This window comes from Avibacterium sp. 21-595 (assembly GCF_023611905.1).
Classification (GTDB): Bacteria; Pseudomonadota; Gammaproteobacteria; order Enterobacterales; family Pasteurellaceae; genus Avibacterium.
The window spans coordinates 1752317-1777272 of record NZ_CP091455.1 but is presented as its reverse complement, the minus strand read 5'-3'; the positions used below and the strand labels follow the sequence as shown (position 1 = coordinate 1777272).

General features: G+C 39.4%; 25 protein-coding genes and 2 tRNA genes. 16 read left to right on the top strand and 11 right to left on the bottom strand.

What is annotated here, in order from left to right:
- The first annotated feature begins 35 nt into the window (after positions 1-35).
- From L4F92_RS08205 to L4F92_RS08185, 5 genes are all read left to right on the top strand, one after another.
- Positions 36-1136: an ABC transporter ATP-binding protein gene (locus tag L4F92_RS08205; RefSeq protein WP_250363369.1), complete on the top strand. Its 1101-nt coding sequence runs from the start codon at positions 36-38 to the stop codon at positions 1134-1136.
- Between the two features lie 26 nt (positions 1137-1162).
- Positions 1163-2509 carry an ABC transporter substrate-binding protein gene (locus tag L4F92_RS08200; protein WP_250363368.1) on the top strand — a complete coding sequence of 449 codons (1347 nt, stop codon included), beginning with the start codon at positions 1163-1165 and terminating at the stop codon, positions 2507-2509.
- Positions 2510-2576: 67 nt separating this feature from the next.
- On the top strand, positions 2577-3455 hold the full coding sequence (locus L4F92_RS08195; protein WP_250363367.1) for a carbohydrate ABC transporter permease: 879 nt from the start codon (positions 2577-2579) through the stop codon (positions 3453-3455).
- A gap of 1 nt (position 3456) precedes the next feature.
- Positions 3457-4290, top strand: a complete 834-nt coding sequence (locus L4F92_RS08190; RefSeq protein ID WP_250363366.1) for a carbohydrate ABC transporter permease — start codon at positions 3457-3459, stop codon at positions 4288-4290.
- 29 nt (positions 4291-4319) lie between these two features.
- Positions 4320-5420, top strand: a complete 1101-nt coding sequence (locus L4F92_RS08185) for a Gfo/Idh/MocA family protein (protein WP_250363365.1) — start codon at positions 4320-4322, stop codon at positions 5418-5420.
- Between the two features lie 67 nt (positions 5421-5487).
- Here L4F92_RS08185 and L4F92_RS08180 read toward each other — a convergent pair whose 3' ends face one another.
- Genes L4F92_RS08180 through L4F92_RS08165 form a run of 4 tightly spaced genes read right to left on the bottom strand, consistent with a single transcriptional unit; the run spans position 5488 to position 9098 of the window.
- The gene (locus tag L4F92_RS08180; RefSeq protein WP_250363364.1) at positions 5488-6402 is read right to left on the bottom strand and encodes a siderophore ABC transporter substrate-binding protein; all 915 of its coding nucleotides are present in this window, start codon (positions 6400-6402) and stop codon (positions 5488-5490) included.
- Between the two features lie 14 nt (positions 6403-6416).
- Positions 6417-7190 (bottom strand): iron ABC transporter ATP-binding protein, encoded by a 774-nt coding sequence (locus L4F92_RS08175; RefSeq protein WP_250363363.1) that lies wholly within the window; start codon positions 7188-7190, stop codon positions 6417-6419.
- A complete protein-coding gene (locus L4F92_RS08170) occupies positions 7181-8149 on the bottom strand; it encodes an iron chelate uptake ABC transporter family permease subunit (RefSeq protein WP_250363362.1) in 969 nt (322 codons plus the stop codon). The genes L4F92_RS08175 and L4F92_RS08170 overlap by 10 nt, the downstream gene beginning before the upstream one ends.
- A complete protein-coding gene (locus L4F92_RS08165) occupies positions 8142-9098 on the bottom strand; it encodes an ABC transporter permease (RefSeq protein WP_268739349.1) in 957 nt (318 codons plus the stop codon). Before L4F92_RS08165 ends, L4F92_RS08170 begins: the two co-directional genes overlap by 8 nt.
- Before the next feature lie 206 nt (positions 9099-9304).
- On the opposite strand from L4F92_RS08165, the gene L4F92_RS08160 reads away from it, so the two are divergent.
- Positions 9305-10444: an NADH-dependent flavin oxidoreductase gene (locus tag L4F92_RS08160; RefSeq protein WP_250363361.1), complete on the top strand. Its 1140-nt coding sequence runs from the start codon at positions 9305-9307 to the stop codon at positions 10442-10444.
- Between the two features lie 243 nt (positions 10445-10687).
- Here the strand turns inward: L4F92_RS08160 and L4F92_RS08155 are convergent.
- The 3 genes from L4F92_RS08155 to L4F92_RS08145 all read right to left on the bottom strand — a co-directional run bounded on the left by L4F92_RS08155 (position 10688) and on the right by L4F92_RS08145 (position 13189).
- A tRNA-Leu gene (locus L4F92_RS08155) sits at positions 10688-10773 on the bottom strand.
- Between the two features lie 15 nt (positions 10774-10788).
- Positions 10789-11127 (bottom strand): preprotein translocase subunit SecG, encoded by a 339-nt coding sequence (gene secG, locus L4F92_RS08150; protein ID WP_250349781.1) that lies wholly within the window; start codon positions 11125-11127, stop codon positions 10789-10791.
- A gap of 133 nt (positions 11128-11260) precedes the next feature.
- Positions 11261-13189 (bottom strand): DNA topoisomerase III, encoded by a 1929-nt coding sequence (locus L4F92_RS08145; protein WP_250363360.1) that lies wholly within the window; start codon positions 13187-13189, stop codon positions 11261-11263.
- A gap of 117 nt (positions 13190-13306) precedes the next feature.
- Between L4F92_RS08145 and L4F92_RS08140 the strand changes: the two genes are divergently transcribed.
- Positions 13307-13636, top strand: a complete 330-nt coding sequence (locus L4F92_RS08140) for a YbaB/EbfC family nucleoid-associated protein (protein ID WP_103853095.1) — start codon at positions 13307-13309, stop codon at positions 13634-13636.
- 82 nt (positions 13637-13718) lie between these two features.
- Positions 13719-14324, top strand: coding sequence for a recombination mediator RecR (recR, locus tag L4F92_RS08135; RefSeq protein WP_250363359.1), 606 nt, complete (start codon positions 13719-13721; stop codon positions 14322-14324).
- Between the two features lie 32 nt (positions 14325-14356).
- Here the strand turns inward: recR and L4F92_RS08130 are convergent.
- Positions 14357-14433 (bottom strand) — tRNA-Val (locus L4F92_RS08130).
- Positions 14434-14637: 204 nt separating this feature from the next.
- On the opposite strand from L4F92_RS08130, the gene pyk reads away from it, so the two are divergent.
- Both pyk and L4F92_RS08120 read left to right on the top strand, forming a co-directional pair.
- On the top strand, positions 14638-16077 hold the full coding sequence (gene pyk / locus L4F92_RS08125; RefSeq protein WP_250349784.1) for a pyruvate kinase: 1440 nt from the start codon (positions 14638-14640) through the stop codon (positions 16075-16077).
- Between the two features lie 164 nt (positions 16078-16241).
- Positions 16242-16904, top strand: a complete 663-nt coding sequence (locus L4F92_RS08120; RefSeq protein ID WP_250363358.1) for an NAD(P)H-dependent oxidoreductase — start codon at positions 16242-16244, stop codon at positions 16902-16904.
- A 309-nt stretch (positions 16905-17213) separates the two neighbouring features.
- Here L4F92_RS08120 and L4F92_RS08115 read toward each other — a convergent pair whose 3' ends face one another.
- Both L4F92_RS08115 and L4F92_RS08110 read right to left on the bottom strand, forming a co-directional pair.
- A complete protein-coding gene (locus L4F92_RS08115; RefSeq protein WP_250349786.1) occupies positions 17214-17471 on the bottom strand; it encodes a DinI-like family protein in 258 nt (85 codons plus the stop codon).
- 74 nt (positions 17472-17545) lie between these two features.
- The gene (locus L4F92_RS08110; protein WP_250363357.1) at positions 17546-17980 is read right to left on the bottom strand and encodes a LexA family protein; all 435 of its coding nucleotides are present in this window, start codon (positions 17978-17980) and stop codon (positions 17546-17548) included.
- A 346-nt stretch (positions 17981-18326) separates the two neighbouring features.
- On the opposite strand from L4F92_RS08110, the gene sstT reads away from it, so the two are divergent.
- The 6 genes from sstT to L4F92_RS08080 all read left to right on the top strand — a co-directional run bounded on the left by sstT (position 18327) and on the right by L4F92_RS08080 (position 23770).
- Positions 18327-19571 (top strand): serine/threonine transporter SstT, encoded by a 1245-nt coding sequence (gene sstT, locus L4F92_RS08105; RefSeq protein ID WP_250363356.1) that lies wholly within the window; start codon positions 18327-18329, stop codon positions 19569-19571.
- 76 nt (positions 19572-19647) lie between these two features.
- Complete coding sequence (modF, locus tag L4F92_RS08100) at positions 19648-21093, top strand: molybdate ABC transporter ATP-binding protein ModF (protein ID WP_250363355.1); 1446 nt, start codon at positions 19648-19650, stop codon at positions 21091-21093.
- Positions 21094-21140: 47 nt separating this feature from the next.
- Positions 21141-22061 carry an SPFH domain-containing protein gene (locus tag L4F92_RS08095; protein WP_250349790.1) on the top strand — a complete coding sequence of 307 codons (921 nt, stop codon included), beginning with the start codon at positions 21141-21143 and terminating at the stop codon, positions 22059-22061.
- 60 nt (positions 22062-22121) lie between these two features.
- Positions 22122-22574 carry an NfeD family protein gene (locus L4F92_RS08090; RefSeq protein ID WP_250349791.1) on the top strand — a complete coding sequence of 151 codons (453 nt, stop codon included), beginning with the start codon at positions 22122-22124 and terminating at the stop codon, positions 22572-22574.
- On the top strand, positions 22575-23207 hold the full coding sequence (locus tag L4F92_RS08085) for an NAD(P)H-dependent oxidoreductase (RefSeq protein ID WP_250363354.1): 633 nt from the start codon (positions 22575-22577) through the stop codon (positions 23205-23207).
- The gene (locus L4F92_RS08080) at positions 23207-23770 is read left to right on the top strand and encodes a TorD/DmsD family molecular chaperone (RefSeq protein WP_250363353.1); all 564 of its coding nucleotides are present in this window, start codon (positions 23207-23209) and stop codon (positions 23768-23770) included. The genes L4F92_RS08085 and L4F92_RS08080 overlap by 1 nt, the downstream gene beginning before the upstream one ends.
- 166 nt (positions 23771-23936) lie before the next feature.
- Here L4F92_RS08080 and L4F92_RS08075 read toward each other — a convergent pair whose 3' ends face one another.
- Entirely contained in the window at positions 23937-24872 is a 936-nt protein-coding gene (locus L4F92_RS08075; protein ID WP_250363352.1) for a Kdo(2)-lipid IV(A) acyltransferase, read from the bottom strand.
- Positions 24873-24956: the final 84 nt, after the last annotated feature.

The window sequence follows — 24956 nt, the reverse complement described above, 5'->3', positions numbered from 1 at the left end:
TTAAATCTTAAGTTGAATACAAAGAAGGAAACGTTATGGCAACACTTTCTTTATCACATATTTATAAACGTTATCGTAATGGCTTTGAAGCAGTAAAAGATTTTAATCTTGAAGTGGCAGATAAAGAGTTTATTGCGTTAGTTGGCCCGTCAGGTTGTGGTAAATCAACAACATTAAGAATGATCGCTGGTTTAGAAGATATTTCCGAAGGCGATTTTTTTATTGATGAGCATCGTGTTAATGATGTTGAGCCAAAAGATCGCGATATCGCAATGGTGTTTCAATCTTATGCACTTTATCCTCATATGACCGTTTATGAAAATATGGCATTTGCGTTGAAATTACGTAAAGTTGATAAGGCGGAAATTGACCGCAAAGTGCGTGAAGCCGCAGCAATTTTAGGTTTAGATGAATTACTAGAGCGTAAACCGAAAGCGTTATCCGGGGGACAGCGGCAACGCGTTGCTTTGGGAAGAACGATTGTACGCTCACCAAAAGTGTTTTTGATGGATGAGCCACTTTCTAATTTAGATGCTAAGTTACGTAGCAATATGCGTGCAGAAATTATTCGCATTCATAAAAAACTGAATGCGACAACGATTTATGTTACTCACGATCAAACTGAAGCGATGACAATGGCAGATCGCATTGTGGTTATGAGTGCGGGAATTGTACAGCAAATTGGTACTCCGAAAGAGATTTATGATAAGCCGGCAAATTTATTTGTTGCTGGATTTATTGGCGCGCCGACAATGAACTTTTTAAAAGGGCGGTTGGAAAATCAGGCATTTTTGACTTCTGATGAGCATCGCTTAGCGATACCTGAGGATATTTGGCAACATTTAACCTATCTAGGCAAAGAACATCGGGAGGTAATTTTAGGAATTCGTCCTGAGAATATTACCAATGAACCATTGTTATTGGGATCATACAAAAATGCACGGGTAACAGCGCCTGTTTATGTTGCGGAATTACTTGGTGCAGAATACATTGTACATACTCAATTAGGTAAGCAGTCAATTAAAGCCATTGTTCATTCGCGGCAGAAAATTGAAATGGAGCAAGAAATCACGCTTGCGTTTGATATGAGACGGGTTCATTTTTTTGATCCAATTAGCGAGCAAGCATTATTTTAATTGTGCATACAACAATGAGGTGAATTATGAAATTGAAAAAATTATTGACAGTGGCAGCATCGGTGGTGCTAGGTGCACTGGTGTTAAATGGCTGTAAAGAAGAAAAACAATCGGTGAACACGTTGGCAACAAATGAATCTACCGAGTTAGCAGGCGATATTACGATGTGGCATTCCTTTACACAAGGTCCTCGTTTAGAAGTGATCCAAAAAGCGGCAAATGATTTTATGCAAAAAAATCCTAAAGTGCGGATCAAAATTGAGACATTTTCGTGGAACGATTTTTATACAAAATGGACAACTGGCTTAGCTTCTGGAAATGTACCAGATTTAAGTTCTGCCTTGCCAAATCAAGTGATCGAAATGATCAATGTTGATGCTCTTACGCCAATTAATGATGTAATTGATAAGATTGGACGCGATCGTTTCTCCGCTAATGCGATTAATGAAGGAACGGTGGGCGAAAATAATTATTCTATTCCACTGTATTCTCACGCCAAAGTGCTTTGGGTGAGGAAAGATTTATTAGATAAAAACGGCTTAAGTGTGCCACAAACGTGGGAAGAACTTTATCAATCGGCGAAAGCCTTAACTAAAGATGGCGTTTATGGGCTTTCTGTACCAATGGGAACGAATGATTATGTTGCGACAATTTTCCTTGATCTTTACATGCGAAGCGGAGGAGGAACGCTTCTAACGAAAGAGCATAAAGTTGATTTGACAAGTCCATTAGCTCAAGAGGCGATTAAATATTGGGTAAAAATGTACAAAGAGACATCACCAAAAGATGCAGTGAATTATAATATTTTGCAACAAGCCACGTTGTTTTATCAGGGCAAGGCTGCCTTTGATTTTAATTCTGGATTTCATATTGGTGGCGTGAAGGCAAATTCTCCAGATTTATTACCTTATATTGATGCTTATTCTGTACCTAAAAGGAATATTAACGACCCTCAGGGGGGATCTGAAACATTAAGTTTTCCTTTAGTTGTGTGGAAAAAGTCAAAACATCCAGAAATTGCTAAAGCATTTATGGCGTCAATTTATGAAAAAGATCGTTATATCCAGTTCTTAAATGCAGTGCCAGTAGGAATGCTGCCAGCAATTACAGGTATTGATGATGATCCTGCTTATAAAGATTTACCTATCCGCCAAGAATTTAGCCACGCAGAACAAGTGATTCAAGAGGCAGTCAATCTTGGTTCAGCGATTGGCTATGAGTATGGTCCTAATGTATATGCTGGTTTGCTGACTAACCAACATATTATCGAAGCAATGTTCCAAGATATTGTGATTAACGGTACTGAACCTATGACAGCGGCGAAAAAAGCGGAAGAGCAACTAAATACGCTATTTGAAACCATTTCTCAATAATTACTAGGGCGGTTTCGCCGCCCTATTTCACCTTATAAGCATATTCTCATTTTGGGAAGGGGGAATTATGTATCAAAAAAGCTATACAAGATGGATTTTTGTTCTACCTGCGATGATAGTGGTATCAATATTATTCATCTATCCATTTTTATCGAGTATTTTTTATAGCTTTACCAATAAAAATTTAATTATTCAGAACTGGAAATTTGTTGGGTTTGATAATTATATCGCAGTAATTAATGATCCTAGCTTTTGGTCAGCATTTTCTAATTCGATTTTATGGACCATATTTTCTTTGGTAGGGCAAGTATTAGTGGGATTTGCACTTGCAATAGCATTACATCGTATTCGCCATTTACAATGGTTATATAAAATCTTATTAATTATTCCTTGGGCATTTCCAACGATTGTCATTGCTTTTTCTTGGCAATGGATTTTAAACGGTGTATACGGCTATTTACCAAATATGATTGTTAAACTTGGGCTAATGGATATTGCACCACATTTTCTTTCTAATAGTACTTGGGCATTTATTAGTCTTGTCTTTATTAATATCTGGTTTGGTGCCCCATTAATTATGGTTAATGTTCTCTCGGCCTTACAAACTGTTCCTCAAGAGCAATACGAAGCTGCCAAAATTGATGGCGCAAATGTGTGGCAAGTATTCCGTCATATTACCTTACCTCATATTAGAGTTGTCATCGGGCTGTTGGTGGTTTTACGTACGGTTTGGGTATTTAACAATTTCGATATTATTTATCTCATCACAGGGGGCGGACCTGCAAATTCAACGATGACGCTACCTATCTTCGCTTACAATATGGGGTGGGGAACTAAAATGCTTGGTCGCTCTTCGGCGGTGACCGTGCTGTTATTTATCTTCCTATTACTTGTTTGTTTTATCTATTTCAAAGTGATTAGTCGTTGGGAAAAAGAGGGGGAATAAAATGAAAACAAAAAAATCTATTTTAGGTGATATTGTTGCACATCTCTTTTTATTGAGCGCCACAGTCGTTGCAGTATTTCCTTTGGTGTGGATTATCCTTTCTTCTATCAAGGGCAAAGGTGAATTAACCAGTGAACCTACTCGTTTTTTTCCAAAAGTATTCACTTTAGATTATTTTGAACACGTTATTAATGACTTACATTTTATTGTAAATATCAAAAATAGCTTATTTATTGCCTTGATTACCACAGTCATTGCTATTGTGATCTCAGCGATGGCAGCTTATGGTATTGTTCGATTTTTCCCTAAGTTGGGAGCAATAATGTCGAAGCTCTTGGTTACTACCTATATTTTCCCGCCAATCCTGTTAGCAATTCCCTATTCTATTGCGATGGCAAAAGTTGGATTAACTAACACAACAACAGGGCTTATTGTCGTATATCTCTCATTTAGTGTTCCTTATGCTGTTTGGTTATTAGTTGGATTTTTTCGAACAGTTCCTATTGAAATTGAGGAAGCTGCACGGATTGATGGTGCAAATAAATTTATTGTATTTTTCAAAATTGTTCTGCCGTTAGTCGCTCCGGGAATTGTGGCAACAGCAATCTATACCTTTATTAATGCGTGGAATGAATTTTTATATGCACTTATTTTAGTGAATGATACGAGCAAAATGACAGTCGCAGTCGCATTGCGTTCATTAAATGGTGCAGAGATTTTAGATTGGGGAGATATGATGGCGGCTTCCGTGTTGGTTGTTTTGCCGTCAGTGCTATTTTTTACTTTTATCCAAAACAAAATTGCAGGTGGGCTTTCGGAAGGCTCAGTTAAATAAACTTATCTATTCTATTTAGGAGATATCAAATGAAAAATTATGCAGTAATTGGAGTCGGCTATTTTGGTGCAGATTTGGCTAGAATTATGAATGAAAATGAAAATGCACAGATAATAGTAGTTTATGATCCAGAAAATGGTGCAATAATTGCCGAAGAATTAGGTTGTGAGGAAGCGAATTCTTTAGAAGAAGCAATTAATCGTTCCGATGTTGATTGTGTGATTGTCGCAACGCCGAATTACTTACATAAAGAACCTGTACTACTTGCAGCAAAATATAAAAAACACGTTTTTTGCGAAAAGCCGATTGCATTAAGCTATCAAGATTGTGATGAAATGGTAAGGGCTTGTGAAGAAAATAATGTTATTTTTATGGCTGGGCATATTATGAATTTCTTTAATGGTGTGCATCACGCAAAAGAGCTGATCAATCAAGGTGTGATCGGAAAAGTGCTTTATTGTCATACTGCTCGCAATGGTTGGGAAGATTTACAACCAACAGTTTCTTGGAAGAAAGTGCGTTCTAAATCTGGAGGGCATCTCTATCATCATATCCACGAATTAGATTGTGTTCAATTTTTAATGGGCGGAATGCCTAAAACGGTTACGATGACAGCTGGTAATCTTGCACATCGAGGGGAGGGATTTGGGGATGAAGATGATATGTTGTTTCTCAATCTCGAATTTGATGATGGAAGATTTGCTGTATTGGAATGGGGATCGGCGTTTCGCTGGGGAGAGCATTATGTTCTTATCCAAGGGGAAAAGGGGGCGATTAAATTAGATATGTCTCATTGTGGTGGAACATTACGTGTGGACGGAAAGGATAGCCATTTCTTGATTCACGAAAGCCAAGAGGAAGATGATGATCGCACACGGATTTATACTGGAACAGAAATGGATGGTGCAATTCAATATGGTCATCCCGGTAAACGTACACCGCTTTGGCTCAATTCTGTAATGCGTAAAGAAATGAAATATCTCAATGACATTATGCACGGTATGCAGCCAAGTAAGGAATTTGAGAAATTACTCACAGGGGAAGCAGCAAGAGCGGCGATTGCAACTGCTGATGCCTGTACAAAATCTCGTTATGAAAATCGTAAAGTTGAGGTGCGAGAGGTAATGTAATGTGAGATAAAAATTCCCCCTTTAAAAAGGGGGAATTCATAGTTTATTGTTTGTGATAAAAAATGCCCTATTTTTCCACCGCACTTTTTACTTCATCGATCATAATCCCCATACTTTCCAAACCACCGAAAGTTAAATACCAATTTGCGGCATTTAAGTAAACAATATGATTATTTTTATACGCTTGAGTTTGGTGAATGATAGCGTTATCTAACACGGTTTGGGCATTATTGGCTTTGTCCGTAATGGCTGCGGTACGATCCACGATCAATAAATAATCTGGATTTTTTTCTAGCACATATTCAAACCCAATGCTCATTCCGTGGGTGGAGGATTTAATATTTTTATCAATAGGGGTGAAGCCAAAACCACTATAAACGATACCATAGCGAGAGTTTTCACCAAAAGCACTCATACGGCTTTCATTGACTAAAGCAAGTAGGGCGGTTTTGCCTTTGGTTTTCTCTGCAAGGGCTTTCATTTGTTTGTCTAGCTGTGCCAGTTTTTCATCTGCCACTTGTTGTTTATCAAAAATTTGTCCAAATGCGTGGATATTTTGTTGGAAACTTGGATAGAAATTATTGTAGTCCACTTTAACAAAAAAGACTGGCGCAATTTCTTTTAAGCGATCCAATACTTTTTCTTGGCGACCGGTGGCGATGATAAGGTCTGGGTGAAGATCATTGATTTTCTCAAACGCAGGCTCTGGTGGCACGCCAACACTCGCGTAATGTTCTTTGCTAAATTCGCTTAAATATTCAGGCACTTTGCCGGCATTGCTGATGCCAACAATGCGATCTTTTGCACCTAGTGCGCGAAGGGTATCCACTGCTGAGAAATCAAGCACCACGACACGCTTAGGATTTTGTGGCACAACTTGTTTGCCAGCTGCATTTTCTACGGTAATATCCGCTGCATTCGCACTGGCAACGCCGAGTAAGGCGCAAAGACTGAGGGCAAGGGTTGAGAAGGTTTTTTTCATAGCATACTCCTGTATTAAGCTGATTGATGTCGAAAATACACAGCAATTTTGTGCTGATTAATTTGTTGAATTGGGATTGGCATATCGTAAATGCTCGCTAAAATGGGTTCTTGCATCATTGTGGTAACGTCCCCTTGATGAACTAATTTGCCGTCTTTCATTGCAATAATGTAATCAGAATAACAAGAGGCAAAATTAATATCGTGGATCACAATGACTACCGTTTTATTCAATTCGGTAGTGAGCTTGTGTAGCACTTGCATAATTTGGACGGAATGTTTCATATCTAAATTGTTCAGTGGTTCATCAAGCAAAATGTAATCTGTATCTTGCGCCAAGGTCATTGCGATATAGGCACGTTGGCGCTGCCCACCGCTAAGCTGGTTGATATATTGATGGCGAAACTCGCCTAGATCCATATAGGCAATCGCATTATCAATAAAAGTGCGGTCGTTTTTGGTTAAATTTCCTTGGCTATAAGGAAAGCGCCCGAAGGCAACCAATTCTTCCACCGTTAAACGCAAGTTGATGTGATTGGATTGTTTTAGAATAGAAAGTTGTTTAGCAATGTCACTGCTTTTTTGCTGATGTAATGGCACCCCATTTAGGTTTACCGTGCCGCTATCTGCACGCAGTAAACGGCTGATAATGGCAAGCACCGTGCTTTTTCCTGCACCATTTGGGCCGATAAACGAGGTAATTTTACCTTGCGGAATGGTAACCGAAAGGTTATCTACGACTTTTTTAGTACCATAAGATTTATTAATATTTTTAATCTCTATTGCCATTTTTTATTTGTCCTTAATAACAGATAAAGGAAATAGATGCCACCAACAAAGTTCACGATAATGCTCAAGGTGGTGTTAAAGGTGAAGACTTGGGAAACCAGTAATTGCCCGAAAACAAGGGTAATCACGGCGATCAGCATTGCGGCGGGGATTAATATTGTGTGGCGATAAGTACGAATAAATTCAAAGGTAATATTCATCACCAATAAGCCCAAGAAGGTTAAAGGCCCAACAAGTGCGGTGGAAATTGACGTTAAAATTGCCACAACAATGAGTAATCTCTTAGTGATCGCGGGATAATTCACACCTAAGTTAATTGCTTGTTCACGTCCAAGAGCAAGCACATCAAAATAACGCACATAGCGTAGGGTATAAAGCATTGTGGCAAGTAAGCCAGCTAGCGCGATCCATAAAATATCAAGATTGATACGGTTAAAACTGGCAAAGCCGATGTCTTGTGCGATCTGAAATTCATTGGGATCGATGAGTACTTCCATAAAAGAAGTTAAACTTTGGAAAAAGGTGCCAAAAATGATCCCCACTAAAAGCAAGAAAAACAGGCTTTGTTGTTCATTTTTAAACAAAAAACGATAGAGACCTAGTGCGAATAACATCATCAAACTGGTGCAAACAAAAAATAATACAATGGGGTTCATTGAGGTTAATGTGCTTGAACCAAAGAGAAAAATAATCAGGGTTTGAATGAGCAAATACAGATTATCCAAGCCTAAAATACTCGGCGTTAAAATGCGATTATTTACAATAGTTTGGAAGATCATCGTAGCCAGTGCAATTGCCACACCTGTCATTACAATAGCAAGCACGCCAAGAGCGCGGTTATATAAGGCATATTCCCAGCGAGTAGGGAGATGATAAAACACATACAGCACTATGCTAAGTAATGCGAAAATACTCAGTAAAATCAATGATTTTTTAGGATCGTAAACGTGCTTAACCATTTTGAACCCTTTGTTTTAACAGCATATAAAGAAAAATGGCACTGCCGAATACGCCCACAATGGCGTTAATGGAAATTTCGTAAGGATAAATCAACGCGCGCCCCAGAATATCGCAAAACAGCACAAAAACAGCACCTAAAAGTGCGGTGTGAGACAGTACTTTTTTCAAATTATCCCCCAAATAAAGGGTAACAATATTGGGAATAATCAGCCCGAGAAAGGGGATAACCCCCACCGAGACAATGATGATCGATGATACCGTTGCGACTATGGCTAAGCCTAAATAAAGCACTTGCTGATAGTTCAAACCAAGATTGACTGCAAAATCCTGCCCCATTCCTACGATGGAAAAGCGATTGGCAAAAAGATAAGCAAGCATCAATGCCGGAATGCTGAAATATAGCATTTCATAACGCCCAGCCATTACTAAGGAAAAATCGCCTTGCAACCAACCAGAAAGGTTTTGTAACAAATCTTGTTGATAGGCAATAAATGCGGTGATAGCGCTAATAATATTGCCAAACATAATGCCGACTAACGGCACAAAAATGCTATCTTTAAATTTCAGCTTAGAAAGCAACGTCATAAACAACAATGTGCCACAAAAAGAAACCAGAATTGCAACACTTGTTTTGAGTAACATTGAAGCAGAAGGAAACAGTAACATTGCAATTAAAATGCCTAGCCTTGCGCTATCCATCGTGCCTGCTGTGGTTGGGGAAACAAACCGATTACGGCTTAACTGCTGCATAACCAATCCACAAATACTCAATGATGCCCCAGCAATCAAAATACTGACTAAACGGGGCAAACGGCTAATCAAAAATATTTGCCACTGCTGAGTATCAAAATTGAATAATCCTTGCAAATTAACGGTACTTACGCCTAAAAAGAGGGAAATACCCGAAAGTAACAATAATAAGATAAACAAATAACGGCGTTTAATCATATTAATAGATTTTAAAAATGAGAATAATTAGCATAATTATATTGAATGTTATCACGTCAGCGTTGAAGAGCAAAGAAAAATCAAAGTGCGGTGCAAAAATCCCTCATATGTATTAAATTTTCCTCTTGTAAGGGAAAACACTATTTTTCTTATCATTTGGCACGTATGATAGAAAAGATTTTATAAATAAATGAATGAGGAATCGAATGGAACAGAAATTTTCAGCGTTATTTCAACCGTATTTTTTGAATAACAATGTTGAAATCAAAAATCGTTTAGTGGTTGCCCCTTTAACCCATTTTGCATCAAACCCTGATGGCACATTAGGAAGCCAAGAGGCTCAATTTTTGCAAGGGCGTGCAGAAAATATGGGAATGTTTATTACCGCAGCAACATTGGTGTCAGAAAATGGTAAGGCATTTCAAGGACAGCCAGAAGCGTTAAATGAATTTCATTTGGAAAGTTTAAGTAAAACTGCGGAGATTATTAAACAGCAAGGTGCAAAAGCCATTCTGCAACTTCATCACGGCGGGAAATTAGCACTATCCGAATTATTGAATGGAAAAGAGAAAGTGGCGCCTTCAGCAGATCCTGACACACAAACAAGGGCGTTGACTCAAGAAGAAATTTTGCAAATTATTCAAGATTTTGCTTTCGCCACAGAGCTTGCTATTCGCTCGGGGTTTGATGGGGTAGAAATTCACGGGGCGAACGGTTATTTAATTCAGCAATTTTTCTCTAAGCAAAGTAATCAACGTACCGATGAGTGGGGAGGGAATTTGACAAATCGTTTGCGTTTCCCACTTGCAGTGATCGATGCAGTGAATGCAATGCGTGAGAAACATCAATGCCCAGCATTCATTATTGGCTATCGTTTATCGCCAGAAGAGCCGGGTGAGAATGGATTAACAATGACAGACACGCTTGAATTGGTGTCCGCTTTAGCTGAGAAGCCATTACAATATTTACACGTGTCATTGTGGGATTTTTATAAAAAGGCTCGCCGTGGTGCAGATACTCATTCTGCCCGTCTTGAATTAATTCATCAACGTCTAAATGGCCGTTTACCGCTTATTGGAGTGGGAAATTTATTCAGCGCAGAACAGCTTGTTGGCGCCTTGAATACAGGATGGGTAGAGTTTGTTGGTGTGGGTAAGTCTATAATGATTAACCCAAATCTTGCGACGTTAATTGCTCAAGGAAAAACGCAAGAAATTATCACCGCACTTGATCCTGAGCAACCAGATCATTATCGCATACCTGATTATTTATGGTCTTTATGTATAAAAGGCAGCCCTTGGTTACCACCAGTGAAAGGGCAAGATTGGCAACCTGTAGATATTTAAAACACAAATAGCACTCGGTATGAGTGCTATTTTTATATCCATTAAGTGCGGTGTACTTTTAGTCACTATTAAAAATGGGATCGTAACGATATTCTGTTCATAGTTACCATTATAGTTACTACGATCCGCCCTTTAACTCAATTAGCTACGGTCAGTTGCGATAAGCAAAATAGGCTAACGCCTTGAAATTACAGGCATTAAAAAAGCCTTTCGAGTGATTACGAAAGGCTTAGTTAAGTGTTATGGTGCTCTGAGCGAGACTTGAACTCGCACGTCCTATGGACACTACCCCCTCAAGATAGCGTGTCTACCAATTCCACCATCAGAGCAAAATTCGGTTTAGATTATTGTGGGATATCTGAATTTTGTTTTTCTTCCACTTTTGGTTGCTGTTCTTGAATTTTTTCTGCAACTTGTGAAAGATTATCAAATTTGCCTTGTTTTACCTCACCGTGGTGAGAGTTAATGTTAGCAATAGCAAGGCTAGTAACAAAGAAGATAACTGCTAAGATTGCGGTTGTACGGGATAAAAAATTCCCTGCACCACTTGCACCAAATACTGTACCTGATGCACCGCCTCCAAATGAAGCACCTGCGTTTGCACCTTTACCTTGTTGGATTAAAATGAAACCAATAAGGATAACAGATACAACTAAGTAGATAATTAACAGTGCTTGATACATTATTTCTTCTCTTGTTATTGGATACCAAAAATTAACGGGCGAATATTAGCGAATATTAAAACAGCGCGCAAGCGATTTTCTTTAAAAAATTGTCGATTGTTTTAATTGTAAGCAATTTAACTTGCCGTAAAACTTATGATTTTTCCACCGCACTTTTCTTTTTCGTTGCGCTTGCATTTTTTGTCGTCATTTGTTGTCGAGATAATGCACTAAGCTGCCGTAACGCATCGAAATTGGTATAACTGAGCAGGGCAGGTAGGGATTGTACCAATTCGTGCATAAATTGGTGATAATTCAATTCTTTTTGGCTAATGCTGTTGAGCTGGGCTTCCCAATGTGCGGTCATATCGGGCAGCGTGGCAATATCAGGTAACGCTTGGATTAAAATTCTCCCTGTTTCGCTACTGTGAATATGACGCCCTTTTTTATAGATAAAACCGCGTTTAAATAGCAACTCAATGATGCCTGCGCGAGTGGCTTCTGTGCCTAAGCCATCTGTTTCGCGTAGGATTTTTTTTAAGGCTTTGTCTTGTACAAAACGTGCGATCCCTGTCATTGCTGAAAGTAGGGTCGCATCAGAAAATGGTTTTGGTGGCTGGGTTTTCTTGCTGAGAATTTCCCCTTTTTCACAGAATAATTCTTGCCCTTTTTTTACTTCAGGAAGCAAGGGTTCGGCGTTATTTTGCTCGTCATTTTCTTTACCCCAAAGTTCTTTCCAGCCAGCCACTTGTAGATTACTGGCTTGGGCGATAAATTTTCCCCCTGCTATATTTAAGGTGATTTTGCAGCGACGATATTCCGCATCAATACAGAATTGGGCTAAATATTGACGAGCGATAAGCTGATAAATATTTCGTTCTGTTTGTGTGAGATTAACGGGGGTATTTTTTGCCGTTGGGATAATGGCGTGGTGTGCTTCCACTTTTTTATCATTCCAGCAACGATTTCTCTGTTCAGGATTAATGATACTGGGTAATGATTGATAATCGGGGGCTTGTGCGGAAATCGCATTCATCACCTTGTGACGATCAGCAAAATGCTCTGTGGGTAAATAACGGCAATCTGAACGTGGATAGGTGATCAAGCGGTGCGTTTCATATAAACGTTGGCAGGTATCCAACACCTCTTGGGCAGAAAGCCCATAGCGTTTTGCGGCATCAATTTGCAAGGCAGAAAGAGAATAAGGCAAGGGAGCGGCTTCTTTTTCGCGTTTGTCTTGATAATCCGTCACTGTTGCAGGTTGTCCTGTGATACGTTTCACGACATTTTCTGCTAAGGCTCGTGAGAGTACGCGTCCGTCTTCATCTTGATAATCTTCACAGGCTTTGCTTGGTTGCCAAAGTGCGGTGAATTTTTGCGCGATTTCTTCCGTTGTTTGCACGAAAGCCTGCACTTCAAAATAATCTTTTGGTTGGAAGTTTTCAATTTCCAGATCACGGCGAACGATCAAACCCAATACTGGGGTTTGCACGCGACCCACAGAAAGCACACCGCGATAGCCCATATTTTGCCCACGTTTAGTATAGGAACGCGTCATATTAATGCCATAAAGCCAATCGGCTCTAGCGCGGGCGAGAGCTGATGTCGCAAGGGGAATAAAGTGTTGATTAGATTGTAATTTTTTTACTGCTTTTTGCACCGCACTTGGGTTTAAATCACTAATTAAGCAACGTTGGATTTGAGCTTTTTTTTCGGCAGAAAGATTGGCATAGCTAAATACTTCATCGACTAAAAGCTGCCCTTCACGATCAGGGTCGCCGGCATTGATCAGTTCATCAGCTTGATGAATGAGCTTGATTACGGTATCCAATTGTTTTTTCACCGCTTTGCGTGGAATAAGCAACCATTTTTGCGGCACGATGGGTAAATCTTCCAAGCGCCACATTTTGAATTTGGGATCGTAAGCCTCCGGTTCGGCTTGCTCTAATAAATGGCCAACGCACCAAGTTACGCAATCATTTTCGCCACAACGAATAAAACCATCACCACGCTGATGGGGTTTGGGCAACACATCGGCAATGGCGCGTGCAAGGCTAGGTTTTTCGGCTATAAATAATCGCATAGGGACAACATCAATTAGCTAAAACAAAGCTTGGCATTCTAACACAGATTTCATTATTCCCAATTTATTAATTTTTCGTTAGAATGTTGCGACTTATTAACACTGAGGATAAAAATTATGTTTGGAAAAGGTGGCTTAGGCAACTTAATGAAACAAGCCCAACAAATGCAAGATCGTATGCAAAAAATGCAAGAAGAAATTGCACAGTTGGAAGTAACGGGTGAATCTGGCGCAGGCTTGGTAAAAATTACGGTAAATGGTGCGCATAACTGTCGCCGTATTGAAATCGATCCTTCTTTAATGGAAGACGATAAAGAAATGCTTGAAGATCTGATTGCAGCCGCGTTTAATGATGCTGTTCGCCGTGCAGAAGAATTGCAAAAAGAAAAAATGGCATCGGTTACCGCAGGAATGTCATTACCGCCCGGTTTTAAAATGCCGTTCTAAATTTTCCTAATTTTGCACCGCACTTCATTTTTTCTTAAAAATCAAAGTGCGGTGTGTTTTTTTATTTATTTTAGGCAAAACAATGCAAACAAGCCCATTATTAGAAAATCTTATTGATGCACTGCGCTGTTTACCCGGAGTCGGACCGAAATCAGCACAACGTATGGCATATCATTTGTTGCAGCGGGATCGCAACGGTGGAATGGAGCTAGCGCGTGCTTTAACCGCCGCAATGTCGAAAATTGGGCATTGCGAACAATGCAGAACCTTTACTGAAGAAGACGTGTGTACCATTTGTCATAATCCACGTCGTCAAAACACTGGTTTGCTTTGTGTGGTGGAGCAACCTTCAGATATTCAAGCCATTGAACAAACGGGGCAATTCTCAGGGCGTTATTTCGTCTTAATGGGGCATCTTTCCCCTTTAGACGGTATCGGGCCAAAAGAAATCGGTTTAGACTTGCTTAATAGACGGTTGCAAAATGAAACCTTTAAGGAGGTGATTCTCGCCACCAATCCAACGGTGGAAGGTGAGGCAACCGCCAATTATATCGCAGAACTTTGTATGCAATACAATATCAAAGTCACCCGTATTGCGCACGGTATCCCAGTGGGCGGAGAGCTAGAAACGGTGGATAGTAACACGCTTGGACATTCTTTTTCTGGGCGCAGAGAAATTGAGTATTAAATAAGAGAAAATTTAGGGGGAATTAGAAGAAATGGTGCGACTAGCTGGACTCGAACCAGTGACCCCCACCATGTCAAGGTGGTGCTCTAACCAACTGAGCTATAGTCGCACTGAAATTTGGTGCGTATCTTAGCGACTTTTGCCGTGTAACACAAGGGCATTTTTCATATTGTATGATTAATTGCCATAAATTTAATCAATGGCTTAGCGTTTTTTGCTGTTTTTCGCGTAGGCGATCTCGATCTTGCTGGGTTTTAGGCGTATAATAGCTCGCAATTTTTAGTTTGTATTTTGAAGAACAATGGAGTAAGTAATGTCTAGAAGACTAAGAAGAACCAAAATTGTATGTACTATGGGGCCTTCTACAGACCGTGGTAATAATTTAGAAAAAATTATTGCGGCGGGTGCTAATGTAGTGAGAATGAACTTTTCTCACGGTACGCCTGAAGATCACATTGGGCGTGCGCAACGTGTGCGTGAAATTGCACAAAAATTAGGTAAAACTGTGGCGATTTTAGGGGATTTACAAGGGCCTAAAATTCGTGTTTCTACTTTTAAAGATGGCAAAATTTTCTTAAATGTGGGTGATAAATTTGTTTTAGACGCAGAATTACCAAAAGGTGAAGGGGATCAAGAAGCCGTTGGTTTAGATTATAAAACCTTACCACAAGACGTTGTTCCGGGTGATATTTTATTATTAGACGATGGTCGTGTTCAGTTAAAAGTATTATCAACTGAAGGCGCAAAAGTCTTCACTGAAGTGACTGTCGGCGGGCCTCTTTCAAATAATAAAGGGATCAATAAATTAGGCGGTGGGTTATCTGCCGATGCCTTAACGGAAAAAGACAAAGCAGATATTATTACTGCAGCACGTATTGGGGTGGATTACTTAGCCGTGTCTTTCCCTCGCTCAAGTGCTGATTTGAACTATGCACGTCAATTAGCGGAAGAAGCCGGTCTTAAAGCGAAAATTGTGGCAAAAGTAGAACGTGCAGAAACCGTAATGAGTGATGAAGCGATGGACGATATTATTCTTGCTTCTGATGTGATTATGGTTGCCCGTGGTGACTTAGGCGTTGAAATTGGCGATCCTGAATTAGTGGGCGTACAGAAAAAATTAATCCGTCGTTCTCGTCAATTAAATCGCGTGGTGATTACCGCAACGCAAATGATGGAATCAATGATCAGCAACCCAATGCCAACCCGTGCGGAAGTAATGGACGTAGCCAATGCAGTATTGGACGGTACAGACGCAGTAATGCTTTCTGCTGAAACCGCTGCGGGGCAATATCCTGCTGAAACCGTGGCAGCAATGGCGAAAGTGTGTTTAGGGGCAGAAAAAATGCCTAGCGTAAACGTTTCACGCCACCGTGTTGATCGCACTTTTGATACGATTGAAGAAGCGGTTGCGATGTCAGCAATGTTTGCTGCGAACCATATGAAAGGGGTTGCCGCAATTATTGCAATGACAAACAGCGGACATACAGCGAAATTAATGTCTCGCATTAGTTCTGGCTTACCAATTTTTGCCTTATCTCGTAACCAAGAAACATTAAATCTTTGTGCATTATATCGTGGTGTTGTACCTGTTCATTTCGATCAAGAAAGCCGTACCATTGAAGGATTGAAAGCGGCGATGCAATTATTGAAAGATAAAGGCTACTTAGTAACGGGTGATCTTGTGTTATTAACTCAAGGTGATCTTCTAACCTCTGGTGGAACAAACACTTGTCGCACATTAGTGGTTGAATAATCTGATTTTTTAAACAGAACTTCAACCTAGATTAAAAAAGTTACCTAACAAAAATAGGTAACTTTTTTATTTGATGCCTATCAACTTTAATTGTCATAGCATTTCCTGAATTTTTACTGTGCTTGCTATAATGATGGCATTTAACCTTATCGGGAGAAAGTATAATGAGTGTAATCAGTAAAGAACAAGTATTAGAACGATTTCGTTTTCGTGCCGCAACACGTTATTACGATCCAAATAAAAAAGTGAGCCGTGAGGATTTTGATTATATTTTAGAGCTTGCTCGTTTATCACCAAGTTCAGTGGGATCAGAGCCTTGGCACTTCGTCGTCATTCAAAATCCAGAATTACGTGAAAAGCTTAAACCGGTCAGCTGGGGAATGGCAACTCAGCTTGATGAAGCGAGTTATGTGGTGGCGATTTTAGCAAAGAAAAATGCACGTTACGATTCAGATTATTTGCATAATGCCTTAATTAAGCGTGGATTAACGCCAGAACAAATGGAAAAAGCGAAAGAAAAATACCGCACTTTTCAACAAAATGATATGAACGTGCTGGAAAGTGAACGGGCATTATTCGATTGGACAAGTAAGCAAACCTATATCGCATTAGCAAATATGATGACAGGCGCGGCATTTATTGGTGTGGATAGCTGTCCAATAGAAGGCTTTAACTATGAAGCGGTGAATCAAATTTTAGCCCAGTCAGGCGCGTTTGATCCAGTGGAATGGGGCGTTTCTGTGATCGTTACCTTTGGTTATCGGGCGAAAGAGATTAAAGCGAAATCAAGAAAACCGATGGAAGAATTGGTCACTTGGCTGGAATAAATTGTTAAAAAAAACACCGCACTTTATTTTTTTCTTCGATGAATATTTAGGGCGAACCTTATTGGGTATGTGAATAATGTAATGGTCTAAAATTCCCAAACCCTGCAAAACTTTGTGAAATAGTTTGAGAATATCCCACTTCTCTGCATAATTTACCTAATTTTGCTAGCGATTTTGTCTCTTTTTAGTCGCATTATTCAAATAGAGATCCCCCTAGAAGCTAATGGCATAGATAAACTAAAGTGTGGTGGTTTTTTTATGATTTTTTATATGATGAACGCAATGAATATTCGCTTCTATCTTGCTTTATCAATCCAGTTCAACCAACGAACTGTCGTTCCAGAGTTCTTCTAAATATTCCATTAAACGTTCCTTTTCGTCTTTATTTTTGATACCTGTTATCTCCACGCCTGCCGCACTGGAAAAACGAATACGAACGTGAATATCTTCAAATTTCTCCGCAATCTTTCGAGGCAGTACGTCTTGCAGCTTAGCAATGATTTTTAATTGATATTCTTGGCGTTTTGTGTCGCTTTCTTTCATAAAACGAATGTCTAACTGCTTCATTATATGCTTCCTATTTTATTTGTCCTAAACAGTAAAAATGAAAAAATTTGCACCGCACTTTTCGTTTCAATGAGTTAAGCGGCAAATCGCATTTGCTTTTTAGGTTTTATTTGATGAATGGTATTTGTAATTACGCCAATAATGGGTAAGGCAGACCATTTTTCACATTTTATGCTTTTCATTTTGGCATCCAGCGGTAGAAAAATGAATGCTTTATCTTCATAAGCAACAAACTCATATATGCAGAATTGATGATTTTGTTCCATTACCACTAAATCCCCAATGCTAAGATGATCATTTTGTTCCACCACGAGCATATCGCCCATTTCAATTCCCCACGCCAGCATATTTGGGTTTGTTACCTGAATAAAGCAGGTTTTTTGGGGGTGTTTAATGCAATAAAGATTTAAATCAAGTTTTCTATTAAAGGTGGAATTGAAAGATTTACTATCAGTTAAAAATGGCATTGGCTGATAGGAGAACGAGGTTTGTTGGTTGAGGTAATTCATCTTGATGCTCCGCTTATCATTAAATTCACTGGGTTTTTATACAGTGAAAATAATACTGTTGTTTTATACAGCTCGTCAATACTGTATAAAAATTTTTTTCACATTTTTGTGTTACTGCACAAGATTTAGGGCAAAAAGGAGAAAATAATGAATTTTATTTAATTTAGAAGGAAATATTTCTATCTTTATGTAAATAATATGCGTTAATTTACGATTTTATATTTTCTTTAGTAAAAAATTAGGCTATCTTTACAAGGGCTATGGGGGATCTAATTTTAGATCTAAATTTTAACTCGTTGCTGACCCATTTATTCGGTTCAGCTTAAACACAACATCGTAAATTATTATGAATACATCTCGTTTATATTCTTTGTTTTTTCACGGAAGTTTAGTGAAAAGAATTTCTATCGGTTTAGTGCTAGGCTTACTTTTGGCGATTATTGCACCAAGCTTACAATCAATGCTCGGCTTTAATCTTGCTGAAAAAGCGGGTTTTTTAGGTAAAGTATTTGTGCGCTCATTGCGTGCGGTTGCACCAATTCTTGTCTTTTTATTGGTTATTTCAGCCATTGCGAATAAAAAAATTGGTGCGCAAAGCAATATGAAAGCCGTGGTGATTTTATATTTGTTAGGCACTTTCCTTGCGGCATTAACTGCGGTGTTATTTAGCTTTGCTTTTCCAACAGAAATTGCATTGCAAACACAAGAAAATTCTTTATCACCACCAAGCGAAGTTTCTCAAGTGTTAGGAACCTTAGTGTTAAATGTGGTGGATAATCCAATCAATGCACTGTTTAATGCAAACTTTATCGGGATTCTTTCTTGGGCGATTGGTTTAGGTTTAGTGTTACGCCACGCATCAGACACCACTAAAAATGTGATGAATGATCTGTCTGAAGGGGTATCAAAAATCGTTCACTTCATCATTAGTTTTGCCCCAATTGGGGTGTTCGGTTTAGTGGCTGAAACCCTTGCAGATAAAGGCTTAGGCGCATTATTTGATTATGTGCGTTTATTATGCGTATTAATTGGTGCAATGCTATTTACTGCTTTTGTCGTAAACCCAATTTTAGTGTATTGGAAAACTCGTCATAACCCATATCCATTGATCTGGACTTGTGTGCGTGAAAGTGGTTTAACTGCGTTCTTCACGCGTAGCTCAGCGGCAAATATTCCTGTAAATATGGAGTTAGCAAAACGCTTAAACTTAAATGAAGATACTTATTCTGTTTCTATTCCACTAGGGGCAAGTATCAATATGGCAGGTGCGGCAATCACAATTACGGTATTAACCTTAGCTGCTGTGCATACCTTAGGTGTGGAAGTATCTTTCCCTACCGCATTATTATTAAGTGTGGTATCAAGCGTGTGCGCTTGTGGTGCATCGGGCGTTGCGGGTGGTTCATTATTATTAATTCCATTAGCTTGTAGCTTGTTTGGTATCTCAAATGACATTGCTGCGCAAGTTATCGGCGTAGGCTTTATCATTGGCGTATTACAAGATTCCGCAGAGACCGCGTTGAATTCATCTACTGACGTAGTATTTACGGCGGCGGTGTGTATCTCTGAAGAGGAAGCACAAAAAGGTTAATCTTTTTGTTAAAGATGAAAAGATGTTAAATAAGAAAGAGCGGATTAAATTTCCGCTTTTTTTATAGGTGGCTAGTATGATTACGATTCAAAATGCAAGATTTCAACTTGCTCATCATCAACGCTTAAAAATAGATGAATTATCCATTCAGCCCAATGCCTATTGGAGTGTCGTGGGCAGCAATGGCAGCGGTAAAAGCGCACTTGCATTGGCGTTAGAAGGCAAACTGCCTTTGCTTGAGGGGAAAATGGAAAATCGGTTTCAAACTGTTTGTTCCCTCTCTTTTGAAAAACAGCAAAAAATTGTCAGTGAAACCTTTAAAGATCGCAATAATGACGGCGTAAGCCCTGATGATTTTGGCAAAACTGCCAAACAAACCATTTTTGCAGAAAACGCGGATCTTGCTTTATTTGAAGAATATAGTTCGTTGTTAAAAATTACCGCACTTTTAGATCGCCCATTTATTCAACTTTCTACCGGAGAAAGTCGTAAAGTGTTGCTATGCCAAGCCTTAGTACAACAGCCTGATTTGCTCATTTTAGATGAACCTTTTGAAGGATTGGATCAACAATCGGCTAAAGAATGGAAAGTGTTGCTTGCACAGTTACAAGCAAAAATCGCAATTTTGCTGATATTAAATCGCTTTGATGATATTCCTGATGAAGCCGATCATCTTGCCTTGTTAGAGCATCAGGAAGTGATTTTGCAGGGGGAACGCAATACCATTGCGCAACAAAGCCTTTATCAACAACTTCGCTATGCGGATTCTGCGCAGCATATTCCCTTACCTGAACGTGCGATGCCAGCGATAAAACTTGACGAAAATCAACCGCTCTTTGAATTAGAGCAGGTAACCATTCAATATGGTGATAAAAAAATTCTGGATAAGCTCAATTGGCAAGTAAGGCGGGGGGAAAACTGGTGGATAAAAGGTCCAAATGGCGCAGGAAAATCGACCTTGCTTTCCGTGATTAGTGGCGATCATCCACAATCTTATGCTAATAAAGTGCGTTTATTTGGCAATCAACGTGGTTCTGGTGAAACCATTTGGCAGATCAAACAAAAAATGGGGTATGTCAGTAGCCAATTGCATATGGACTATCGGGTGAATTGCTCAGCGCGTGATGTAATCCTTTCTGGCTTTTTTGACAGTATTGGTGTTTATCAAAAAGTGCCAGATGCTTTGCACATTAAAGCAATGGAATGGCTTGCCCGATTGAATTTAACCGCACAAGCAAATCAGCCGTTTAAATCTTTATCTTGGGGACAGCAGCGTTTATTACTGATTACAAGAGCAATGGTAAAACACCCACCTGTATTGATTTTAGATGAACCCTTGCAAGGGTTAGACGGGGTGAATCGTAAACTGGTAAAACACTTTATTGATCAGCTGGTAATGAATAGCGAAACGCAATTATTGTTTGTTTCACATCAAGAGCAAGATGTGCCAAGTTGTATCACTCATTTATTTGAGTTTGTTAATAAAAATGGCGGATACGACTATATACAAAAGCCAGTGTAATTGTTAGACTTCGGCATAACTATTTATCATTATAGTAGGAGAAAGAGATGGAATTATTAGAGGGGTTGCCAACGGCTGCCATTATTTTTTTAATCTTAGTCGGCGTAGTTTTATTTTCTACCCTTAAAACTGTGCCACAAGGCTATCATTGGACGATCGAACGTTTTGGTCGTTATACTCGTACACTTACCCCCGGGTTAAATTTTGTTGTTCCCTTTGTTGATCGTGTCGGTCGCAAAATTAATATGATGGAACAAGTATTAGATATTCCTTCGCAAGAAGTGATCTCGAAAGACAATGCCAATGTTTCTATTGATGCGGTGTGCTTTGTGCAAGTGATCGATGCTCGCCGTGCGGCTTATGAGGTGAACCATTTAGAGCAAGCGATCATCAATTTAACGATGACCAATATTCGTACCGTGCTAGGCTCAATGGAATTGGATGAAATGCTTTCACAGCGTGATAATATCAACGGACGTTTGTTATCCATTGTGGATGAAGCAACGAATCCTTGGGGAATTAAAGTAACGCGTATTGAGATCCGTGATGTACGTCCACCGCACGAATTAATCGCAGCAATGAATGCGCAAATGAAAGCGGAACGTAATAAGCGTGCTGAAATTTTAGAAGCCGAAGGGATTCGACAAGCTGAAATCTTACGTGCGGAAGGGGAGAAACAATCACGTATTCTCAAAGCCGAAGGGGAGCGAGCAGAAGCCTTTTTACAAGCCGAAGCGCGTGAACGTGCGGCGGAAGCAGAAGCCAAAGCCACACAGATGGTTTCTGAGGCGATTGCGGGTGGAAACACCAAAGCGATTAATTACTTTATTGCCCAAAAATATACCGAAGCGTTAAAAGAAATCGGCGGCGCGAATAATAGTAAAGTGGTATTAATGCCACTTGAAGCAGGTAATTTAATTGGCTCTGTGGCAGGTATTGCTGAGTTGTTAAAAGGTGAAAAGCAGTAAATCTACCAATCATTATCAGGGGCATTTGCCCCTTTCAATACATAAAATAAGGGGATAAGTATGGAATGGCTCGCAACTTGGTCAGTGTGGCATTGGCTTATTTTAGGTTTCGGTTTATTGATTGCCGAAATTCTTATTCCGGGCGTGTTTTTACTCTGGTGGGGCTTAGCCGCGATTATTATCGCTGGTGTGATGGCACTATTTGCAACCTTATCCTTAACTTTTTTAGTGATTGGCTATGCCATTTTAGCCATTATTTTAAGTTTTTCTTGGTGGAAATACCAACACGGTAAAGATCTGCAAGATCAATCACATTCCTCATTAAATCAACGAGATCACGCAATGCTTGGGACAAAAGGGATCGTGCAAGAAATCAATGAAAATGGCATTGGTCGAGGCTATTTTGGCGATACGACTTGGCGAATTCAAGGTAAGCATTTACGAGTGAATGATGTGATTGAAGTGTATAACGTGGAAGGGATCACCTTATTTGTTAAGAAAGTAGAAGAGTAAATGAAACATTTAATTATTTTTGCCCATCCAAATGGGCAGGGCAGTTTTAATCGTAGCATTTTAGACCGCGTAAAGTCCACAAGCGAAAAGCGAGCGGTAGAAACGCAAGTACGTGATTTATATCAGCTTAACTTTAACCCTGTGATTTCGTGGAATGAATTACAAGGGGCGAATCAAGGGATTACGCCAGAAGAAATTCGTTATGAGCATCAGTTAATTCGCGAGGCCGATTTAATCACGCTCGTTTATCCCCTATGGTGGATGGGGTTTCCAGCAATTTTGAAAGGCTATTTAGATCGCGTGTTAAGCCACGGTTTCGCTTACAAGACAGAAAACGGGCAATCCGTGGGCTTATTACAAGGTAAAAAAATGCAACAATTTATTACCATCGGCAGTAATGTTGAAAAATATCAACAGTTTGGCATTGATAAATCCTTGCGTGATTGCTTGGTAGATGGGTTATTTAATTTCTGTGGAATTAAAGATATTCAGCATAAATTTTTTGGTGATATTCATATTATTGATGATAATGCTCGCCAAAAAATGCTTGAAGAAGTGGAACAAATAACTTCACAAAATTTAACCGCACTTTTATCCACTCAAGAAAACTTAAACAGCAAGGAAAGCGTATAATGAACAACGAAAACAGCCTTAACCATTTTTCGTTAATTAGCCGATTATTTGGCAATCTCTTTTACCGTTCACCACAAGATGCCACGTTGCAAAATGTTTTTGCGTGGTTGCAACAAAAAACTCTCAATGAACTGTGGCCGTTAGAAACAGATAAACAAAGCGAACAAGCCCTTGACGCATTGCAAATGAAAATTGATTTAGCCTTATTAGATCAAGAATATCAGCGTTTATTCTGCGGAAAAAATGCTCTTGTGCCAATGAATATTGAGGCTTATGATCTTAAATCGGCTGATTTCATCGCTTTTCGTCAAGAACGGGGAATGCCAGAGCTGGAACAAAGTGCGGTGAATTTTCCGCTAATTTTTCTCACTGCCTCTTGGATTGAAGATAACCTTGATTCCCTTGAAGCTCAACAAACCTTGTTTGCTGAATTTTTATTACCTTGTGCGACTAAATTCTTAAATTTAGTAGAAACCCAAGCAAATTTACCTTTTTATCGCTCACTTGCCTTTCTCTCACGGGAAATTCTTTCTGCAATGGCTGATGAATTGGAAGAACAGTAATCTTAGCGGTTTTATGAAAAACTAGGTGATGTCGTGTAGCCTTATTTAGCCTGAATATTTCATTCCAACCTTTAGAGTAAGAAAAATTTGTGAAAATTTTACCGCACTTTAGATTTGGTAATATTTATGACAAAGGGTGAAAGCGTATTGCTTCACCCTTCATTTTCTAATCATATAAACTCGCATCACTTTCTTGTGGACGGGTTTTAAATCGGCGGTGTAGCCACATATATTGTTCCACACCTTGCAAAATTTCTTGTTCAACCACTTGATTCATTCGAGTGGCAATTTCTATTTCAGTGCTGAGGTTTGAGAAATCCGCAGGGGCAGAAACTGTGACGGTATAGCCTGAGCCGTCCTTATTGCGTAATGGTGCAAAAGGAATAACTTTGCTTTGCGGTGAGGATTTTAATAAGTAATAACTGCCCGTGGTGGTGGCCGCCTCTTTCACTGCAAAGAAAGGGACGAAAACGGCATTTTTTCTGCCGTAATCGTGATCTGGCGCATACCAAATAATTTCACCACGGCGTAATGCTTTGATCATATTACGTAAATCTTTGCGATCGAGCATATCTTTATTAGAACGTAGCCGCCCCCAAGTTTGTAGCCAATCCATTAGTGGATTATCATTTGGGCGATAAACGCCAATACCCGGTGTGTAAAGCCCCAGAATTCTCGCTCCCAACTCAAGGGTAAGAAAATGCACACCGGTCAAAATGACGCCATCTTTTTGGTAGGTTTTTAGGTAGTCAATCCCTTCCACTTTTGACCATTTTTTGATGCGCTTATCCGACCAAAACCACGCCATTCCTGTTTCAATAATGGCCATTCCCGTAGCTTTCACATTCGCTTGTGCAATTTCATTAATTTGCTGTTCACTATAATTAGGAAAGCAAAGGGTGAGATTGCGTTTGGCAATTTTCATTCTTCGTTTGCCAACAGATAATTTAGAAAATAGCCAGCCAAGTCCATTGCCAATTTTTCCTAAAATAGGGTAGGGGAGAAAAAGAATGAGGCGCCAAATGGCTAAACCAATCCAAAATGCCCAGTATTTTGGAGCAAGAAATGCGAGTTGAAATTTTGGAAGTGATGAATTTGCCATAATTAAAAAAGAGCTATTTGTTAAAATTGGTTTAATTAAAGGGCTAGTTTAGCGGAAATTTTAGTAAATAGCATTTATCCTATG

Bases quoted from the DNA above. Each gene is read 5' to 3' on its own strand.
- secG (WP_250349781.1), bottom strand. From the start codon at position 11,127: ATGTATCAAGCACTGTTAATTATCTACTTAGTTGTATCTGTTATCCTT.
- L4F92_RS08080 (WP_250363353.1), top strand. From the start codon at position 23,207: ATGAACAACGAAAACAGCCTTAACCATTTTTCGTTAATTAGCCGATTA.
- L4F92_RS08200 (WP_250363368.1), top strand. From the start codon at position 1,163: ATGAAATTGAAAAAATTATTGACAGTGGCAGCATCGGTGGTGCTAGGT.
- L4F92_RS08095 (WP_250349790.1), top strand. From the start codon at position 21,141: ATGGAATTATTAGAGGGGTTGCCAACGGCTGCCATTATTTTTTTAATC.
- recR (WP_250363359.1), top strand. From the start codon at position 13,719: ATGCAAACAAGCCCATTATTAGAAAATCTTATTGATGCACTGCGCTGT.
- L4F92_RS08085 (WP_250363354.1), top strand. From the start codon at position 22,575: ATGAAACATTTAATTATTTTTGCCCATCCAAATGGGCAGGGCAGTTTT.
- L4F92_RS08195 (WP_250363367.1), top strand. From the start codon at position 2,577: ATGTATCAAAAAAGCTATACAAGATGGATTTTTGTTCTACCTGCGATG.
- modF (WP_250363355.1), top strand. From the start codon at position 19,648: ATGATTACGATTCAAAATGCAAGATTTCAACTTGCTCATCATCAACGC.
- L4F92_RS08090 (WP_250349791.1), top strand. From the start codon at position 22,122: ATGGAATGGCTCGCAACTTGGTCAGTGTGGCATTGGCTTATTTTAGGT.
- L4F92_RS08145 (WP_250363360.1), bottom strand. From the start codon at position 13,189: ATGCGATTATTTATAGCCGAAAAACCTAGCCTTGCACGCGCCATTGCC.
- L4F92_RS08205 (WP_250363369.1), top strand. From the start codon at position 36: ATGGCAACACTTTCTTTATCACATATTTATAAACGTTATCGTAATGGC.
- sstT (WP_250363356.1), top strand. From the start codon at position 18,327: ATGAATACATCTCGTTTATATTCTTTGTTTTTTCACGGAAGTTTAGTG.
- L4F92_RS08115 (WP_250349786.1), bottom strand. From the start codon at position 17,471: ATGAAGCAGTTAGACATTCGTTTTATGAAAGAAAGCGACACAAAACGC.
- L4F92_RS08170 (WP_250363362.1), bottom strand. From the start codon at position 8,149: ATGGTTAAGCACGTTTACGATCCTAAAAAATCATTGATTTTACTGAGT.
- L4F92_RS08180 (WP_250363364.1), bottom strand. From the start codon at position 6,402: ATGAAAAAAACCTTCTCAACCCTTGCCCTCAGTCTTTGCGCCTTACTC.
- pyk (WP_250349784.1), top strand. From the start codon at position 14,638: ATGTCTAGAAGACTAAGAAGAACCAAAATTGTATGTACTATGGGGCCT.
- L4F92_RS08175 (WP_250363363.1), bottom strand. From the start codon at position 7,190: ATGGCAATAGAGATTAAAAATATTAATAAATCTTATGGTACTAAAAAA.
- L4F92_RS08185 (WP_250363365.1), top strand. From the start codon at position 4,320: ATGAAAAATTATGCAGTAATTGGAGTCGGCTATTTTGGTGCAGATTTG.
- L4F92_RS08110 (WP_250363357.1), bottom strand. From the start codon at position 17,980: ATGAATTACCTCAACCAACAAACCTCGTTCTCCTATCAGCCAATGCCA.
- L4F92_RS08160 (WP_250363361.1), top strand. From the start codon at position 9,305: ATGGAACAGAAATTTTCAGCGTTATTTCAACCGTATTTTTTGAATAAC.
- L4F92_RS08140 (WP_103853095.1), top strand. From the start codon at position 13,307: ATGTTTGGAAAAGGTGGCTTAGGCAACTTAATGAAACAAGCCCAACAA.
- L4F92_RS08165 (WP_268739349.1), bottom strand. From the start codon at position 9,098: ATGATTAAACGCCGTTATTTGTTTATCTTATTATTGTTACTTTCGGGT.
- L4F92_RS08120 (WP_250363358.1), top strand. From the start codon at position 16,242: ATGAGTGTAATCAGTAAAGAACAAGTATTAGAACGATTTCGTTTTCGT.
- L4F92_RS08190 (WP_250363366.1), top strand. From the start codon at position 3,457: ATGAAAACAAAAAAATCTATTTTAGGTGATATTGTTGCACATCTCTTT.
- L4F92_RS08075 (WP_250363352.1), bottom strand. From the start codon at position 24,872: ATGGCAAATTCATCACTTCCAAAATTTCAACTCGCATTTCTTGCTCCA.